General features: G+C 68.2%; 15 protein-coding genes. 3 read left to right on the top strand and 12 right to left on the bottom strand.

Features of this window, described 5'->3' with window-relative positions; translation table 11 throughout:
* Positions 1-40: 40 nt before the first annotated feature.
* From ASD13_RS11955 to ASD13_RS11920, 8 genes are all read right to left on the bottom strand, one after another.
* Positions 41-769, bottom strand: a complete 729-nt coding sequence (locus ASD13_RS11955; protein WP_017831317.1) for an amino acid ABC transporter ATP-binding protein — start codon at positions 767-769, stop codon at positions 41-43.
* A complete protein-coding gene (locus ASD13_RS11950) occupies positions 766-2,244 on the bottom strand; it encodes an amino acid ABC transporter substrate-binding protein/permease (protein WP_055869370.1) in 1,479 nt (492 codons plus the stop codon). The genes ASD13_RS11955 and ASD13_RS11950 overlap by 4 nt, the downstream gene beginning before the upstream one ends.
* Positions 2,245-2,298: 54 nt before the next feature.
* Positions 2,299-2,853 carry a GNAT family N-acetyltransferase gene (locus ASD13_RS11945; RefSeq protein WP_055869368.1) on the bottom strand — a complete coding sequence of 185 codons (555 nt, stop codon included), beginning with the start codon at positions 2,851-2,853 and terminating at the stop codon, positions 2,299-2,301.
* Between the two features lie 41 nt (positions 2,854-2,894).
* A complete protein-coding gene (locus ASD13_RS11940; protein WP_036323853.1) occupies positions 2,895-3,131 on the bottom strand; it encodes a DUF2442 domain-containing protein in 237 nt (78 codons plus the stop codon).
* A complete protein-coding gene (locus ASD13_RS11935) occupies positions 3,112-3,270 on the bottom strand; it encodes a DUF4160 domain-containing protein (protein ID WP_235562620.1) in 159 nt (52 codons plus the stop codon). Before ASD13_RS11935 ends, ASD13_RS11940 begins: the two co-directional genes overlap by 20 nt.
* A 149-nt stretch (positions 3,271-3,419) precedes the next feature.
* Complete coding sequence (locus ASD13_RS11930; RefSeq protein ID WP_055869363.1) at positions 3,420-4,991, bottom strand: MFS transporter; 1,572 nt, start codon at positions 4,989-4,991, stop codon at positions 3,420-3,422.
* Positions 4,988-5,614, bottom strand: a complete 627-nt coding sequence (locus ASD13_RS11925; RefSeq protein ID WP_055869360.1) for a PadR family transcriptional regulator — start codon at positions 5,612-5,614, stop codon at positions 4,988-4,990. Before ASD13_RS11925 ends, ASD13_RS11930 begins: the two co-directional genes overlap by 4 nt.
* Positions 5,615-5,687: 73 nt before the next feature.
* On the bottom strand, positions 5,688-6,236 hold the full coding sequence (locus tag ASD13_RS11920) for a GNAT family N-acetyltransferase (protein ID WP_055869356.1): 549 nt from the start codon (positions 6,234-6,236) through the stop codon (positions 5,688-5,690).
* Positions 6,237-6,311: 75 nt separating this feature from the next.
* Here ASD13_RS11920 and ASD13_RS11915 point away from each other — a divergent pair, with 75 nt between their 5' ends.
* Positions 6,312-7,190: a phosphoribosylaminoimidazolesuccinocarboxamide synthase gene (locus tag ASD13_RS11915; protein ID WP_055869353.1), complete on the top strand. Its 879-nt coding sequence runs from the start codon at positions 6,312-6,314 to the stop codon at positions 7,188-7,190.
* A 239-nt stretch (positions 7,191-7,429) separates the two neighbouring features.
* Positions 7,430-8,758, top strand: coding sequence for a uracil-xanthine permease family protein (locus ASD13_RS11910; RefSeq protein ID WP_055869350.1), 1,329 nt, complete (start codon positions 7,430-7,432; stop codon positions 8,756-8,758).
* A 98-nt stretch (positions 8,759-8,856) separates the two neighbouring features.
* Here the strand turns inward: ASD13_RS11910 and ASD13_RS11905 are convergent, their stop codons facing one another.
* The 4 genes from ASD13_RS11905 to ASD13_RS11890 are packed head-to-tail and all read right to left on the bottom strand — an operon-like array spanning position 8,857 to position 14,296.
* Positions 8,857-10,596, bottom strand: coding sequence for an acetyl/propionyl/methylcrotonyl-CoA carboxylase subunit alpha (locus ASD13_RS11905; protein ID WP_055869348.1), 1,740 nt, complete (start codon positions 10,594-10,596; stop codon positions 8,857-8,859).
* The gene (locus ASD13_RS11900; RefSeq protein WP_055869345.1) at positions 10,593-12,227 is read right to left on the bottom strand and encodes an urea amidolyase family protein; all 1,635 of its coding nucleotides are present in this window, start codon (positions 12,225-12,227) and stop codon (positions 10,593-10,595) included. The genes ASD13_RS11905 and ASD13_RS11900 overlap by 4 nt, the downstream gene beginning before the upstream one ends.
* A gap of 19 nt (positions 12,228-12,246) precedes the next feature.
* Entirely contained in the window at positions 12,247-13,014 is a 768-nt protein-coding gene (locus tag ASD13_RS11895; RefSeq protein WP_055869342.1) for a LamB/YcsF family protein, read from the bottom strand.
* A 4-nt stretch (positions 13,015-13,018) separates the two neighbouring features.
* Entirely contained in the window at positions 13,019-14,296 is a 1,278-nt protein-coding gene (locus tag ASD13_RS11890) for an NRAMP family divalent metal transporter (RefSeq protein WP_055869339.1), read from the bottom strand.
* 173 nt (positions 14,297-14,469) lie between these two features.
* Between ASD13_RS11890 and ASD13_RS11885 the strand changes: the two genes are divergently transcribed.
* Complete coding sequence (locus tag ASD13_RS11885) at positions 14,470-15,108, top strand: GntR family transcriptional regulator (protein ID WP_017831303.1); 639 nt, start codon at positions 14,470-14,472, stop codon at positions 15,106-15,108.
* The last annotated feature ends 228 nt before the right edge of the window (positions 15,109-15,336 follow it).

Raw genomic sequence — 15,336 nt, 5'->3', positions numbered from 1 at the left:
GAAGTCGATGCGAATGCGTGGAGCGCGGAGCGGACGCCCCTCAGAGGACCTTCGAGAGGAAGTCCTTCAGGCGCTCGTTCTTGGGCGAGCCGAAGAGCTCTGCGGGCGGGGCCTCCTCGACGACGACGCCGCCGTCCATGAAGACCGTGCGGCCGGAGACCTCGCGGGCGAAGCCCATCTCGTGCGTCACCAGCACCATGGTCATGCCGCCGGAGGCCAGGTCGCGGATGACCTGCAGCACCTCGCCGACCATCTCCGGGTCGAGCGCGCTCGTGGCCTCGTCGAACAGCATGATCTCGGGGTCCATCGCAAGTGCACGGGCGATAGCCACGCGCTGCTTCTGCCCGCCGGAAAGGGACGCCGGCTTCGCATCTGCCTTCTCCGAGAGACCGACCCGCTCCAGGAGCGACAGCGCCCGCTCACGCGCCTCGGCCTTCGTCATCTTCCCGCACTCGACCGGTGCGAGCGTGATGTTCTCGAGCACGGTCATGTGCGGGAACAGGTTGAAGTGCTGGAACACCATGCCGATGCGCTGACGCACCTCGTCGAGCTTCACGCTCTTGTCGGTCAGGTCGACGCCGTCGATGACGACGTGCCCCGACGTGGGCTCTTCGAGCTTGTTGAGGCAACGCAGCAGGGTGGACTTGCCCGAGCCCGAAGGCCCGATGACCGCCACGACCTCGCCGTCCTCCACAGCCAGGTTGATGCCCTTGAGCACCTCGTTGTCACCGAACGACTTGTGCAGGTCCTGCACCAGGATCTTGCTCATGCGTTGAACGTCCTCTCCAGGCGGTTCGCGAGCAGCGTCAGCAGCGTGATCACGACGAAGTAGATGATGGCGACGATCGTCAGCACCTGGGCCGACAGGTACGTCGAGGCGATGATCTGACGGGAGACGAACGTCAGCTCCGCGAGGCCGATCACGCTGATCAGCGACGTGTCCTTGAGGGTGATGATGCCCTGGTTGACGAACGAGGGGATCATGATGCGGAACGCCTGCGGGAGCACGACCTTCTGCATCGTCTTCCAGTGCCCGAGACCCAGCGAGCGCGAGGCCTCGTTCTGTCCGGGATCGACGGCCTGGATGCCACCGCGGATGATCTCCGTCATGTACGCACCCGTGTTGAGCGAGAGCGTGATGGCACCGGCGACGAACGGGTTGAACGTGAGACCGGGGAACAGCTGCGGGATCGCGAAGAACACGAAGAACGCCTGGATGAGGATCGGGGTGCCGCGGAAGACGTAGACGTAGGCGGTGGCGATCCACCGGAACGGAGCGAACTTCGAGACTCGACCGAAGCCGAAGACGAGCCCCAGGATGAACGCGGCCACGATGGCGACGATCGTCGCGAGGATCGTGAGCCAGAGGCCCTCCATGAGTGCGGGCCAGTACTGCACCGCGACCGAGATGATGTCGGTGGGCTGCGTGGACTTCTCGCCGCCGGAGAGATACGTGTCGACGATCTTGTCGTACTCGCCGGATGCCTTCAGGTTCGAGAGTCCCGCGTTGAACTTCTCGATCAGCTCGGGGTGCTGGCCCTTGTTGACCGCGAAGCCGTACTCGCCGCCCAGTTCCGGCTGACCGATGAGGCGGAAGCCGGACCCTTGCTGGATGCCGTAGGCCAGCACGGGGAAGTCTTCGAAATAGCCGACGGCCTGACCGGCCTTGACCGCATCGACCATGTCGGTCGTGTCCTGGTACGGAGTGACCCGGAAGCCGTACTCGTCCTTGTTCTCGTCGGCGAAGGTCTGCCCCTGCGTACCGGTCTTGACGGCGACGGTCTTGCCGTCCAGGTCGTCGAGCGACTGGATGTCGCTGGCTTCGAGCACGCCGAGCTGGACACCACTGGTGAAGTACGGCTCGCTGAAGTCGAAGGCCTTCTGCCGCTCCTCGGTGATCGACATACCGGCCATGACCGCGTCGACCTGGTTCGACTGCAGCGCCTGCACGGCGGCGTCGAAGCCGAGCTGGCGGATCTCGACCTCGAACCCCTGGTCCTTCGCGATCGCACGGAGCAGGTCCATGTCGATGCCGACGAGGTCGCCGTCCTGATCGGTGAACTCGAACGGCGCGAACGTCGTGTCCGTACCGATGACGTACTTGTCGCCGTCGCTCGCGGCGGTGGCGGGTGCGGCTCCGGCCAGGAGCGCTCCGACGGCGACGAAGGCGACGAGCGCGGCAGCACCTGCGGTGCGCACCGAGCGGCGCAGACGGCTCACCGCGGCGGATGGGTTTCGGATCACGACGTGTGCTCCCCGGGTCGACAGCAGCGACCGGACGACCGCCGAGGATCTACCCTAGCTCGCGGCGAGTCGTGTGCCCGAAACGTCGATCCAGTAGCGCCGCACCAGGGGCTGCCCGGCTTCCGGCGCATCGATCACGTCTTCGAGCTCGCCACCGGCCCCCTCGATGGTGCGGATGGAGCCGATGTTGTCGTCGTCGCAGGTGAGCATCACGCGGTCGTAGCCGTCGGCCTTCGCGGCGCGCAGCATGAGGCGCAGAGCCTCTCGTACGATCCCCTCGCGACGCCTCGTCGGGATCACGGAGTAGCCGATGTGGCCGCCGAAGCGGCGGAGGTGGTCGTTGAGTTCGCGGCGGAAGGAGAGGAAGCCGACGACGTGGTCGCCCTCGGTGATCCAGTAGTAGTCGCACGGCACGTGGCCCTCCGGGAGCACCGCGCCAGGCGTGGCGTACAGCTCTGCGCGCTCGACGAACTCCTCGAAAGCGGCCCGGTCGGGGACGAAACCCTTCTCGATACCGCCGCCGTCGATGTGTCCGCCCTCGAACTCGGCCACCGCGGCGGCCCAGGAGTCGAAGAGGTCGATGCTCGGTCGTGAGAGTGCGATCGTCATCGCCCGATGACACCACATTCGCCGGACCACCGCAAAACCCGTCAGCGACCTCGGAGGAGATCGGCGATGGAGACATCTTCATCGAGCTGCGGCCAGTGGATGCCCTCCCCGACGCCGATCAAGCGCCAGACCGCACGTTCCGCGACGCTCGCAGCGGCTAGCCGCGGGAACCAGTCGAGAGGAACGCTGATCGTGCGTCCGTCCTTCATCCGCACGTGCAGTTCGCGCTCATCGATCACGACGCCGACCGCGACAGCGTCATCCACCGAAGTGCTCATGCCACGCCTCCTCGATCAGATCGCGTCGGTGTTCGATCAACCGACGAAGCAGTCGCAGCTCTCGGTCGTCGAATCTCGTCTTCGCGGCCGATTCTACTGGCCGCAGCCAGAACTTCGCGGTGAATTCCGCCCGCTCCACGTGCACATGCGGGGGCTCCGATCCCTCGTTGCTGTAGAAGAAGAATCGGTACCCGCGCACTCCTCCCTCTCCAGGGCGCGAACGAAGACGATCCCGAGAGGTGCGGGATACACACCTCTCGGGATCAATCGTGGAGGGAGGGTCGTCGACTACTCGGCGCGTGCAGCCACGGGCGCCGCAGCCTCCGTCTTGTCATAGCGGCCGAGGAACAGCGAGGCGATGAGGGCGACCACCATCACGCACGCCGGCAGCAGGATCGCCTGCGACATTCCTGCGGCGAAGCCTTCGGCCACCTGGGGCGGCAGCGTCCCTCCGGTGGAGCCACCCGCCGGCGAATCGGCGAGACCCGGAAGGTTCGCCTCGAGCCGGGACTGCATGAACGCGGCGATGGAGGCCGAGCCGATGACCGAACCGATGGTCCTGGTGGTGTTGTAGATGCCGGCACCTGCACCCGCCTGGCGCGGCGGGAGCTTGCGCGTCGCGGTCGTGGCGAGCGGACCCCACATTCCGGCGTTGCCGACGCCCATCAGCGCGGAGGGCAGCAGGAACATCCAGATCGCGGTGTCCATGTTGATCAGAGCCGAGTACCAGATGAGTGCCCCGGCGACGCAGAGTAGCCCCGGGATCAGGATGATGCGCGGATCCACGCGGTCGAGCAGCTTCCCCGCGACCGGAGCGAGAACGCCCGAGAGCACGGCCATCGGGATCAGCAGCAGCGCGGCCTCGGTGGGGGTGAGACCCCGCGCGGTCTGGAGGAAGAACATCATCGGCAGCGACATGCTTGTCACCGTGAAGCCGACCGCGGCGATCGCCACGTTCGCTCCCGAGAAGTTGCGGTCGCGGAACAGTTCGAGCGGAACCAGGGGCTCGCTGCGGGTCTTGGCCTGCTGCAGGATGAACAGTCCGAGCACCACGAGTCCCACGATGATCAGGCTCCACACGGAGATCGGACCCCAGATCACACCCCAGTCGTACTTCTCCCCCTCTTGGAGACCGAACACGATGAGGAAGAGGGCCACAGCGCTCAGCACCACGCCCACGACGTCGAAGCGGTGCGAGTGAGTCGCCAGCTTCGGGACCAGGCGCCAGGCGAGCACGAAGGCGACGATGCCGACCGGGATGTTCACGAAGAAGATCCACTCCCAGCCGAACCCGTCCACGAGCAGGCCGCCGACGAGCGGGCCGACGAGAGTGGCGACACCGGCAGTGGCGCCCCAGAGGCCCATCGCGGCGCCGCGGCGGTCCGGCGGGAACGTGCGGGTGATCACGGCCATGGTCTGCGGAGTCATGAACGCGGCACCGAGGCCCTGCACGGCGCGAGCGACGATCAGACCCTCGAGGGTCGTCGACAGTCCGCACCACAGCGAGGCGAGAGTGAAGACCGCGAGACCGATCAGGTAGATGTTCTTCGGGCCGAACCGGTCGCCCAGGCGTCCGGTGATCAGCAGCGGCACGGCGTAGGCGAGCAGGTAGGCGCTCGTGACCCACACGACGTTGTCCAGGTTGTTCGTGTTCGGGTCGAGCGCCGCCTTGATCGCCGGGTTCGCGACCGACACGATCGTGGTGTCGACGAGGATCATGAAGAAGCCGATGACCAGCGCCCAGAGGGCAGGCCACGGGCTCGTGGGCTTGTGCCCCGCGGAGTAGGTGCCGGTCGACGGACCGGAGGTCGAGGGCGCGGACGCCGGCGGGCGGTCTCCGCCGCGAGGGGTATCTGTCATTGCTGTGCTGCCTTTCGCTGAGCGCGGTAGCGGTCTGAGTTCTGGAATGCCGAGGGACCCCACGGCAGGACTCGGGTCTCGAGGCGGTCGAGGAGGGAGTCGAGCCAGCCGAGCTCGGCGGCCAGCAGAGCCTCCTGGCGTTCGATCTCGACGAGCACCTGCTCGGGAACGCTCTTCTCCCGGGCCGCGTGGAGACCGTCGCGGTGCCTCGCGTGATCCTCGACGAGGGCGAGGCGCCTCGCCCTCAGGAGGTCGATGACCTCCGGTCGCTCGAGGTTGTGCGCCTCGGCGAGCGCGATACGGAAGTCCGCAGGGCGATCGATGCGGGGCAGCTCGCGCTGCACCCATGTCATGACCGCTTCGCGTCCGGCACCCGTCAGGGCGTAGGTGGTGCGCTCCGGGCGGTTGCCCTCGCGGTCGATGCCCAGCTCGTCGATCAGACCCGCGCGGTGCAGTCGGGAGACCGTGTGGTACAGCGTCCCGTTGGTGATCGTGAGCAGGCGGTCGTCGTGACGGGCGCGCATGAGACGCACCATCTCATAGGGGTGCATGTCGCCCTCGCGCAGCAGCGCGAGCACCATCACCCCCATGGGGGTGAGCCGATCGACAGCGTCCTTCGCCATGCCCCTCACCTCAAATAGTCCATGTGGACTATACGCCTCTTTCGGCGGAGCGAACAGCTGCGATCCGCCTTCTCTACAGCGACACGGCTGTGAGTTGGGCCGGATCGAGCGGACGGTCTGCGTAGACGAGGCGCCAGACAGACGGATCGGGGTTGCCCGCATCCGGTGCCCTGTGGACGAGTTCGAGGCCGACCTTCTCGGCGACCTTCGCCGACGCATGGTTGTGCTCGACGAGATAGGCGATCACGGGGCGGTCGGGATCGACCGCGCGCGCCTGCTCGACAGCGGCGAACGCGAGTTCGGTGGCGTACCCGTTCCCGTGATGATCGGCCGACAGCCGGTACCCGAGGTTCCACACCGCGTCGCCGAGGAGCGTGCACCCGCCGTTGCCGATCACCTCACCCGTGGAACGCAACCGGACCACCCACGATCCCAACCCGGCGCGGGCCCAGCTCGCCTCCCAGCGCGCCATGCCCGCAAGAGTGTCTTCCGGTCGCTGGTGCCGAAGCGACGGATAGTGGGTCCACACCCGCGGATCGGCGGAGATCGCGAACAGCGCGTCGAGATCCCCCTCGACCGGACGCGAGAGTCGAAGACGCGGCGTGAGGATGTCGTCCGTCATGCCACCAGGCTAGATCGCCCCTCTGACACCGGGACCACGGCATTCGGTGACCGCGGGAACCGGGATAATGGGCGGGTGAGCACACCTTCAGAAGGCACGGCACAGAGCATTCCCGGCTGGCGGCACATCTACTCGGGCAAGGTCCGCGACCTGTACGCCTCGGAGGATCCGGCGGACACGCGCATCCTCGTCGTGGCCTCCGACCGCGTGAGCGCCTTCGACTTCGTGCTCTCCCCCGGCATCACCGAAAAGGGTGCCCTGCTGACGCGACTGAGCCGCTGGTGGTTCGCACAGCTCTCCGATTTCCCCAACCACATCGCCGAGGGCGAGCTCCCGGATGCGGTCGCCGATCGGGCGATGCTCGCGCAGTCGCTCGAGATGCTGCCGATCGAATGCGTCGTGCGCGGCTACATCACGGGGTCGGGCTGGGTCGAGTACCAGGAGAGCGGCACCGTCTGCGGCATTCCGCTGCCCGCCGGCCTGCAGAACGGCGACCGCCTGCCGGAGCCGCTGTTCACCCCTGCCTACAAGGCACCGATGGGCGAGCACGATGAGAACATCACGTTCGAGCGCGCCGTCGAGCTGGTCGGCGCCGAGCGCGCGGCCGAACTGCGCGACACCTCCCTCGCGATCTACGCCCGCGCGGCGGCGATCGCCGAGGAAAAGGGCCTGATCCTCGCCGACACCAAGTTCGAGTTCGGGACGGATGCCGACGGCACCCTGCGCCTGGCCGACGAGGTGCTCACGAGCGACTCCTCGCGATACTGGGATGCGGAGGCCTGGCGCACCGGCACGACGCCGAACGAGCGGATGGCGAGCTTCGACAAGCAGATCGTGCGCGACTGGATGGCCGCGAACTGGGACCAGCAGGGCGAGCCGCCTTTGCTTCCGGAAGATATCGTCGCACGCACCGCCGACCGTTACCGCGAGCTGATCGAGCGCCTCGGCGCCTGAGCGCTCCCGATCGCCGGGTCCCGATCTCCGGGTCCCGATCTCCGGGTCCCGATCTCCGGGTCCCGCTCTCCGCACGGATGCATGACGATCGGGCGGATGCATGACTCTCGGCCGCGGGACCCTCATGCATCCGTCGCTCACGCCTGCACATGCGAGAGGGTGGGCGCTCAGGGAAAACTCAGGAATCGGTAGTGTTGCTCCGGCACCCCCTGCCATCCCCCGAACCTTGAGGAGCCCGCATGGCCCTGTGGAAGCTGCACGGAAACGGCCGCACGGTCGAGCCCGGCGCCGTCGTCCGTCCCGATGAGCGTTTGAACTGGCCCGCCACGATCGCGATCGGGCTCCAGCATGTCGTGGCTATGTTCGGCGCCACGTTCCTGGTGCCGATCATCACCGGGTTCCCGGTCGCCACCACGCTGCTCTTCAGCGGCGTCGGCACGATCCTGTTCCTTCTTGTAACCCGCAACAAGCTGCCCAGCTACCTGGGCTCGTCGTTCGCCTTCATCGCACCGGTCACTGCCGCGACCGCCTCCGCGAACATGGGAACCGCCCTGGCCGGAATCGTCGCGGTCGGTGTGCTCCTGGCGATCATCGGCGTCGTGGTGCACACGGTCGGTGTGAAGTGGGTCGACCGCTTCCTCCCGCCGGTCTTGGCCGGAACCATCGTCGCGCTCATCGGTTTCAACCTCGCGGGCGCAGCGCACAACAACTACGCCGCCGCCCCTGTGACCGCGACGTTCACCCTCGCCATCACGATCCTCTTCGCCGTCGTCTTCCGCGGATTCCTCGGACGCATCTCGATCTTCCTCGGCGTCATCGCCGGGTACATCTTCGCGGCGTTCCGCGGTGAGCTCGACTTCTCGGCCGTGGAGAAGGCCGACTGGGTCGGTCTTCCCACCTTCACCTTCCCGAACTTCACCGAGCCCGGAACCCTTACGGCACTCGCGATGTTCCTCCCGGTCGTCCTCGTGCTGATCGCCGAGAACGTCGGACACGTACGCGGTGTCGCGACCATGACCGGTGACGCGACCGTGAACCAGCAGACCGGCAAGGCGCTGATCGCCGACGGCGTCTCGACGACCCTCGCCGGATTCTTCGGCGGATCGGGCACCACGACCTACGGCGAGAACATCGGCGTGATGGCGTCGACGCGCGTGTACTCCACCGCGGCATACTGGGTGGCCGGCGCAGCCGCGATCCTGCTCAGCCTCTCCCCCAAGTTCGGCGAGGTCATCAACTCGGTGCCCGCCGGTGTGCTCGGCGGCGTGACGACCGCACTGTACGGCCTGATCGGCGTCATCGGCATCAAGATCTGGGTCGACAACCGCGTCGACTTCTCGCGCCCGGTCAACCAGTACACGGCAGCCGTCGCGCTCATCATGGCCGTCGGCGGGTTCATGATCAAGGACGAGGCCTCCGGCTTCGAGCTCGGCGGCATCGTCATCGCCACGGTGGCGGCGATCGTGATCTACCACCTGGGCAACCTGATCGCTCGCCTGCGCAAGACGGGTGCCGACGACCCGAAGCCGCTCGAAGCCGTCGGCCCGCTCGGCGGAGACCCCGCCTGATCACTCCCGCGCATACTCCGGTCGCACTCCGGTCGCACTTTCTGCCGCTCTCGGGCCTCTAAGACGACAGAAAGTGCGACCGGAGCAGGACTGGCTGCTCAGGAGATGAGGGCGAGAACGGCGTCAGCGGGAACCATCGCTGCGAGCTCTGCACGCTGCGACAGGACCCCTGCCCGGTGGGCGGCGACCGTGGTCTCCATCTTCATGGCGTCGAGGAGCGCGACCGGGTCGCCCTCGCCCACATCGGCTCCGTCGTCGACGAGCCACCGCACGAGGGTGCCCGGAACCGGCGAGCGCAGTTCTGCCGGATCGGCCGTGGGCGTCTCCGCCGCAGGATCGGCCGGCCGACCGAATCCGGCCAGCAGCGCGGCGGGCAGTCCGAGCACGACCCGTCGCCCGTCGATCTCGACAGGGAAGCGCTGCAGAGCGGCATCCGGCACGACTGCAGGCCGCGCCTGCGTCTCCAGCTTCGGCAGCAGGGCGCTCTCGATCCACTGCGTGTGCACCGCGAAGCACTCCGTGGCGAACGCCTCGTCATCGAGCGCCATCACATCGAACGGGATGACCGTCGCCGGGCCTTCGACTGTGAGCTCGCGCAGAGCCCGTCGCGCGCGCACGATGGCCGCGTCGCGGGACTCGGCGTGCACGATAAGCTTGGCGATCATCGAGTCGAACGCCGGCTGCACGACATCCCCCTCTTCGATGCCGCTGTCCCAGCGCACACCAGGACCACCGGGGATCCGCAGCCGCTCGACGCGACCGGGGCTCGGCAGAAAACCGCGGCCGGGGTCTTCGGCGTTGATCCGGAACTCGAAGGCATGCCCGACCGGGTTCGGTGTCTCGACGATCGACGGGCCTTCCCCGAACGCGATGCGGAACTGCTCGCGCACGAGGTCGGTTCCGGTGACCTCCTCGGTGACCGGATGCTCCACCTGGAGCCGGGTGTTGACCTCGAGGAACGAGATGGTGCCGTCGGCCGCGAGCAGGAACTCCACCGTGCCCGCCCCGCGATACCTCACCTCACCGCAGATCGACCGCGCCGCATCGTGGAACCGTGTGCGCTGCTCGACGGAAAGGCCGGGAGCCGGCGCCTCCTCGATGAGCTTCTGATTTCGGCGCTGCATCGAGCAGTCGCGATCGCCGACGACCACGACGCCGCCGAGCCCGTCACCGAGCACCTGCACCTCGATGTGTCGCGGGCTCTCGAGGAAGCGCTCGACGAAGCACTCCCCCCGGCCGAACGCCGCGACCGCCTCACGGGTGGCCGCGTCGAAGGCCTCGGCGACCTCGGACAGCTCCCGCACGACCTTGAGCCCGCGACCGCCCCCGCCGAATGCCGCCTTGATCGCGATGGGGAGTCCGTGCTGCTCGGCGAACGCCACGGCCTCCTCGGGCCCGGCCAGCGGCTCATCGGTGCCGGCAGCCAGCGGCGCTCCGACCTGCTGAGCGATACGGCGGGCGGTCATCTTGTCGCCGAGCGCGTCGATGCTCGCCGGCGTCGGTCCGATCCAGACCAGCCCCGCCTCCTCCACGGCCCGCGCGAACGCAGCGCTCTCCGAGAGGAATCCGTATCCGGGGTGCACGGCGGTCGCCCCGGACTTCCGTGCGGCGGCGAGCAGCGCATCGATGGAGAGGTACGTGTCGGCGGCAGTGACACCACCCAGTCCCACGGCCTCGTCGGCCAGACGCACATGCAGGGCGTCGGCATCCTGATCCGCATAGACCGCGACGGATGCGTACCCGGCTTCGGCGCAGGCGCGGATGACGCGCACCGCGATCTCCCCGCGATTCGCGATCAGGACCCGCTGCGTGGTCGGCACGGTCGACACGGTGGTCATGAGGACTCCTTGACGGTGAAGCGGAGGCGCACTCCCGGAGCCAGCTGACCTGCGAGGTCGAGACTGCGATCCGTGAGCGCTCCGATGATGGGGTATCCGCCGGTGAGCGGATGGTCGGGCAGGAACAGGACCGGCTGTCCGTCGGGCGGCACCTGGATCGCGCCGGTGACGGCGCCCTCGCTCGGGAGCTCTCCTCCGAGGGCGCGCTCGAGCGGCACCTGGCCCTGCAGTCGGATGCCGACGCGGTCGGAACGCGGCGTGACGGTCCATTCCTGACCGGTGAGGGTCTCGACCGCTGCGGTCGTGAACCAGTCGTCGCGCGGGCCGAGGGTGATCTCCAGGTCGACGAGATCCCCAGGGGCGGGGAGCTCGCGCGCAACGACGGACGGGTCGACGGCGTGCCGGCCGGCGTCGCCGATGGGGAGCACCGTGCCCGCTGTCAGTGCGAGGGGCCCGAGTCCGGCGAGGGTGTCGGCGGCGCGACTGCCGAGGGCCGGGGCCGCATCCACTCCACCGCGGACCGCGATGACGTAGCGCAGCCCGTGCTCGGGGTGACCGAGCGTCAGTTCGTCGCCGTCGACGGTGGCGAAGGGCTCGCCGTGCGTGACAGGACGAACGCCTCCTCCGGCCTCTTCCAGCGTGAGCGCGCCGGAAGCCCCTGTGACGGCGGCGACACCGGCTCCGCGGAACCGCAGCACGACACCCCCGACGCTCTCGAGAACCGCAGCCCGGGCCGTGTTGCCCACTGCGCGGTTCGCGTCGCGCATCGCCCGGCGGTCCGCCACCCCGGATGCCGAGACCCCGAGCGCGGCATAGCCCGAGCGCCCGGCATCCTGCACCAGCAGCTGCAGCGACGCACGGACGACCTCGACGGCCGCCTCCGCGCCGCGACCCGCGCCCTCCGCATCGGCTGGAGTGGGTTGCGGCGCGGCTCGCCGGGCGGGCTCCGGAGAGCCTCCGGTTCGGTCCAGCCGAGCAGCGTCCAGCCCCACCACGTCCAGCCGAGCGGCGTCCAGCCGAGCCTCGTCCCGCACACGTTCGAACCGTACGGCGGTCCCCGGCGACAGCAGGGCGGGCGGGTCCCGGTCGATGTCCCACATCGCGGCATCCGTGTGTCCGATGAGCTGCCATCCGCCGGGGCTCTCGCGCGGGTACACCCCGGTGAACTCCCCCGCGAGCGCGACCGATCCGGCGGGCACGCGGGTGCGCGGAGACGCACGGCGGGGCACATCGAACAGGGGGTCGCTGCTCACGACGTATCCGAAGCCCGGGGCGAATCCGGAGAATGCGACCCGCCAGTGGGCAGCGAGGTGCCGGTTCACGAGTTCCTCCGCCGTCACGCCCAGCAGAGATGCCGCTTCCTCGAGGTCCTCGCCGTCGTACCGCACGGGCACCGTGACCTCTCCCGTGCCGGGCAGATGCGCGGTGTCGATCGGCGTCGCGGCGAGCGCGGCCGCAAGGTCGGATGCCGAGACGCGAAGCGGATCGAAGCGCACGAGCACGGTGCGGGCGCCGGGGATGCGCTCGACGATGCCGGGAATGCCCTCCCAGGCGAGGTTCAGACGCATCGCCTCGTCGAGGTCGTACGCCTCGACGAGAAGAGCATGATCGGATGCCGTGCGGATGCGCATCAGACGAGGTGCTCCGTGTTCATCGCGCGCCCGCGAACGGTGCGATCGTGATGCCTGCGTCCTGCAGCATCCGCTTGGTCGCAGCCGCCATCGCCACCGAACCAGGGCTGTCGCCGTGCACGCAGATCGACTGGGCGACCACGGGTACGTCGGTGCCGTCGATCGCACGGATCACGCCCTCCGAGGCGAGGCGCACCATGCGCTCCGCGACCGCATCCGGGTCGTGCAGCACGGCCCCTTCCTCGGTACGCGACACCAGCTGCCCGTCGGGCTGATAGGCGCGGTCGGCGAAGGCCTCAGCGGCGACCGCGAGTCCGGCGCGCGCGGCGACATCGAGCACGACGCCCCCGGAGAGCCCCAGCAGCACCAGGCTCGGATCGATCGCGCGGATCGCCGCCACGACGGCCTTCGACTGCCGTTCGTCGCGCGCGATCGTGTTGTAGAGCGCACCATGCGGCTTGACGTACGAGACCCTCCCCCCCACAGCGGCGGCGAGTCCCACGAGAGCACCGAGCTGGTACTCGACGTGCGCCTGCAGCGAGGCCGAGTCGATGTCGACCTTCGTTCGTCCGAAGTTCTCGTAGTCACGGTAGCCGGGATGCGCGCCGATCACGACGCCGCCCTGCACTGCTGCTGCGAGCGTCTCGCGGATGCCCTCAGGGCTCCCCGCATGGAACCCGCATGACACGTTGGCGCTCGTGACGAGGCGCAGCATGCTCGCATCGTCACTGACGATCCGGTCGGCGACGTTCTCGCCGAGGTCCGAGTTCAGGTCGATCGACGTCATGCGATCACGCTCCGATTCCGAGGAAGGCGAAGATGGGGCCGACCGAGACGATCCCCATGTACCAGGTGAGCAGCGTCACGAGCGTACCGGCGACGAGCAGCCACATCGGGTACTTCTTCGAGCCGAGCAGGTCCCGGCGGAACCAGCCGATGTACATGAACACCGTGAGTCCGATCGGCAGGATCAGGCCGTTGAATCCGCCGACGAAGACGAGGATCGCCGCGGGTGCCGTGCCGATCGACAGGTACACCGCCAGCGACACCACGATGAAGGCGACGGTCGCCAGCTGCAGGGGCCAGCCGCCCTTGAGCTTCTTGGTGAAGGTGGAGAGGAAGGTGGCGGAGGTGTACGCCGCCCCGATGACCGAGCTGATCGCTGCGGCCCAGAAGATCGCGCCGAAGATGCGGAGTCCGGCATCGCCGAGCACCGCGCCGAACGCCTGACCGGCGGGGTTCGCGCCCTGACCGGAGAGGTCGAGCGTGACGCCCGAGGCCACGACCCCGAGGATCGCGAGGAACAGCACGTAGCGCATGACGCCGGTGACGAGGATGCCGTTGGTCGCCGCGCGCATCACGGAGCGGGCGTGCTCCGGTCCGGTGTGGCCGGAGTCGAGGTAGCGGTGGGCGCCGGAGTAGGTGATGTACCCGCCGACGGTTCCGCCGACGATGGTCGTGATGGTGGCGAAGTTCAGTTCATCCGGCGCGAAGGTCTGGCGCAGGGCCTCGCCGATCGGCGGCTGCGCGATGACGGCCACGACCACGGTCATGACGATCATGCCGATGCCGAGCACGACCAGCACGACGTCCATCACCGGCCCCGCCTTCTTCACGAGGAAGATGATGATCGCGAGGGCCGCGGTGACGATGCCGCCGAGCTTGGTGTCGATTCCGAGCAGAGCGTTCAGTCCGAGCCCACCACCGGCGATGTTGCCGATGTTGAACGCCAGCCCGCCGATCACGACGAGCACGGCGATCAGGTGCCCCGAGAAGGGGATGGCGCTGTTGGCGAGTTCGCCGGCGCGCTTGCCCGAGGAGGTGATCATGCGCCAGACGTTCAGCTGCACCGCGATGTCGACGAGGATCGAGATGAGGATCGCGAACGCGAAGGCCGCCCCCATCGTCGCCGTGAACGTGGCGGTCTGCGTGATGAAGCCGGGGCCGATGGCGCTGGTGGCCATGAGGAAGATCGCGCCGATGACGGCACTGCGGCCCGCGCGCTTCTTGACGGACGAGAGGCGGGCCTCGTCCTCCGGGGAGAGGGAGGCGGTGGTCTGCTCAGACATGCGGGGGGATTCCCATCGTCGTTGGTGGGTGTCGGGTGACCCCCAGTGTAGAACGGATAGAACCCGATTGTTCAACAATCATGTTACGGCCGTGCTACAGAGCGGTTGCTTTCGTGTGATCCCTCACTGCCACCCGTAGACGATCCGACCACGGCGCCACCTACGATGAAGGCATGAACCAGCAGGGCGTGCTCGCCGACGTGCTCCGACAGCGCATCATCGACGGCGACTTCGCGCCGGGGTCGCGACTGTCGGAGTCCGCCCTCGCCGAGCAGTTCGACGTCTCGCGCAACACCCTCCGTGAAGCGTTCCGTGTGCTCGCCGAGCAGGGGCTCGTCGAACACATCCCGCATCGCGGCGTCTCGGTGGCATCCCCCACCATCGCCGACGTGATCGACATCTACCGCGCCCGCCGCGTGATCGAGTGCACGGCGCTGCGCCAGTCCGAGCCGGAGCACCCCGCCGTACAGCTCATGCGCGATGCCCTGGCCGAGGCAGAGGAGCAGCTGCCGCACGAGGACTGGCGGCGCATCGGCAGCGCCAACATGGCCTTCCACGACGCGATCGTCGCCCTCGCCGACAGCGCACGCCTCTCCCGCACCTACCGAGACGTCGCCGCCGAGCTGCGCCTCGTCTTCCTCGAGATCGACGAGCCGCGATCACTGCATGAGCCGTTCGTCCGGCGCAACCGCGCGGTGCTCACCGCGCTGCTGGAGCGCGGGCCCGAGGCGGCCACCGAAGAGCTCGAGCGCTACCTCACGGCATCCGAGCGCAGCGTGTTGGGGGCCTTCGCCCGCATGGGTCACCCCTGACCCCCGACCTCTCGCGACGTCGGGCAGCACGTTCGACCAGAACAGCATTCGGTATTTCTGACCTGAGTGCATAAATCTGTGAACGTGCCGGGAGATGCCTTGCGATCCCGTGAAAGGCATGGTTACCGTGAGCGGACTTCGGGGCGATCGACGACGCAGAGTTGCCCGCCTTTCTCCCCGGGGGCCGCGCACCGAGGGGGCGCGCGGAATCGTTCAGATCGAAAAGGA

Origin of the sequence: Microbacterium sp. Root1433D1 (assembly GCF_001426835.1) — a bacterium.
Taxonomy (GTDB): Bacteria; Actinomycetota; Actinomycetes; order Actinomycetales; family Microbacteriaceae; genus Microbacterium; species Microbacterium maritypicum.
This window is presented reverse-complemented; position numbering and strand designations above follow the sequence as displayed.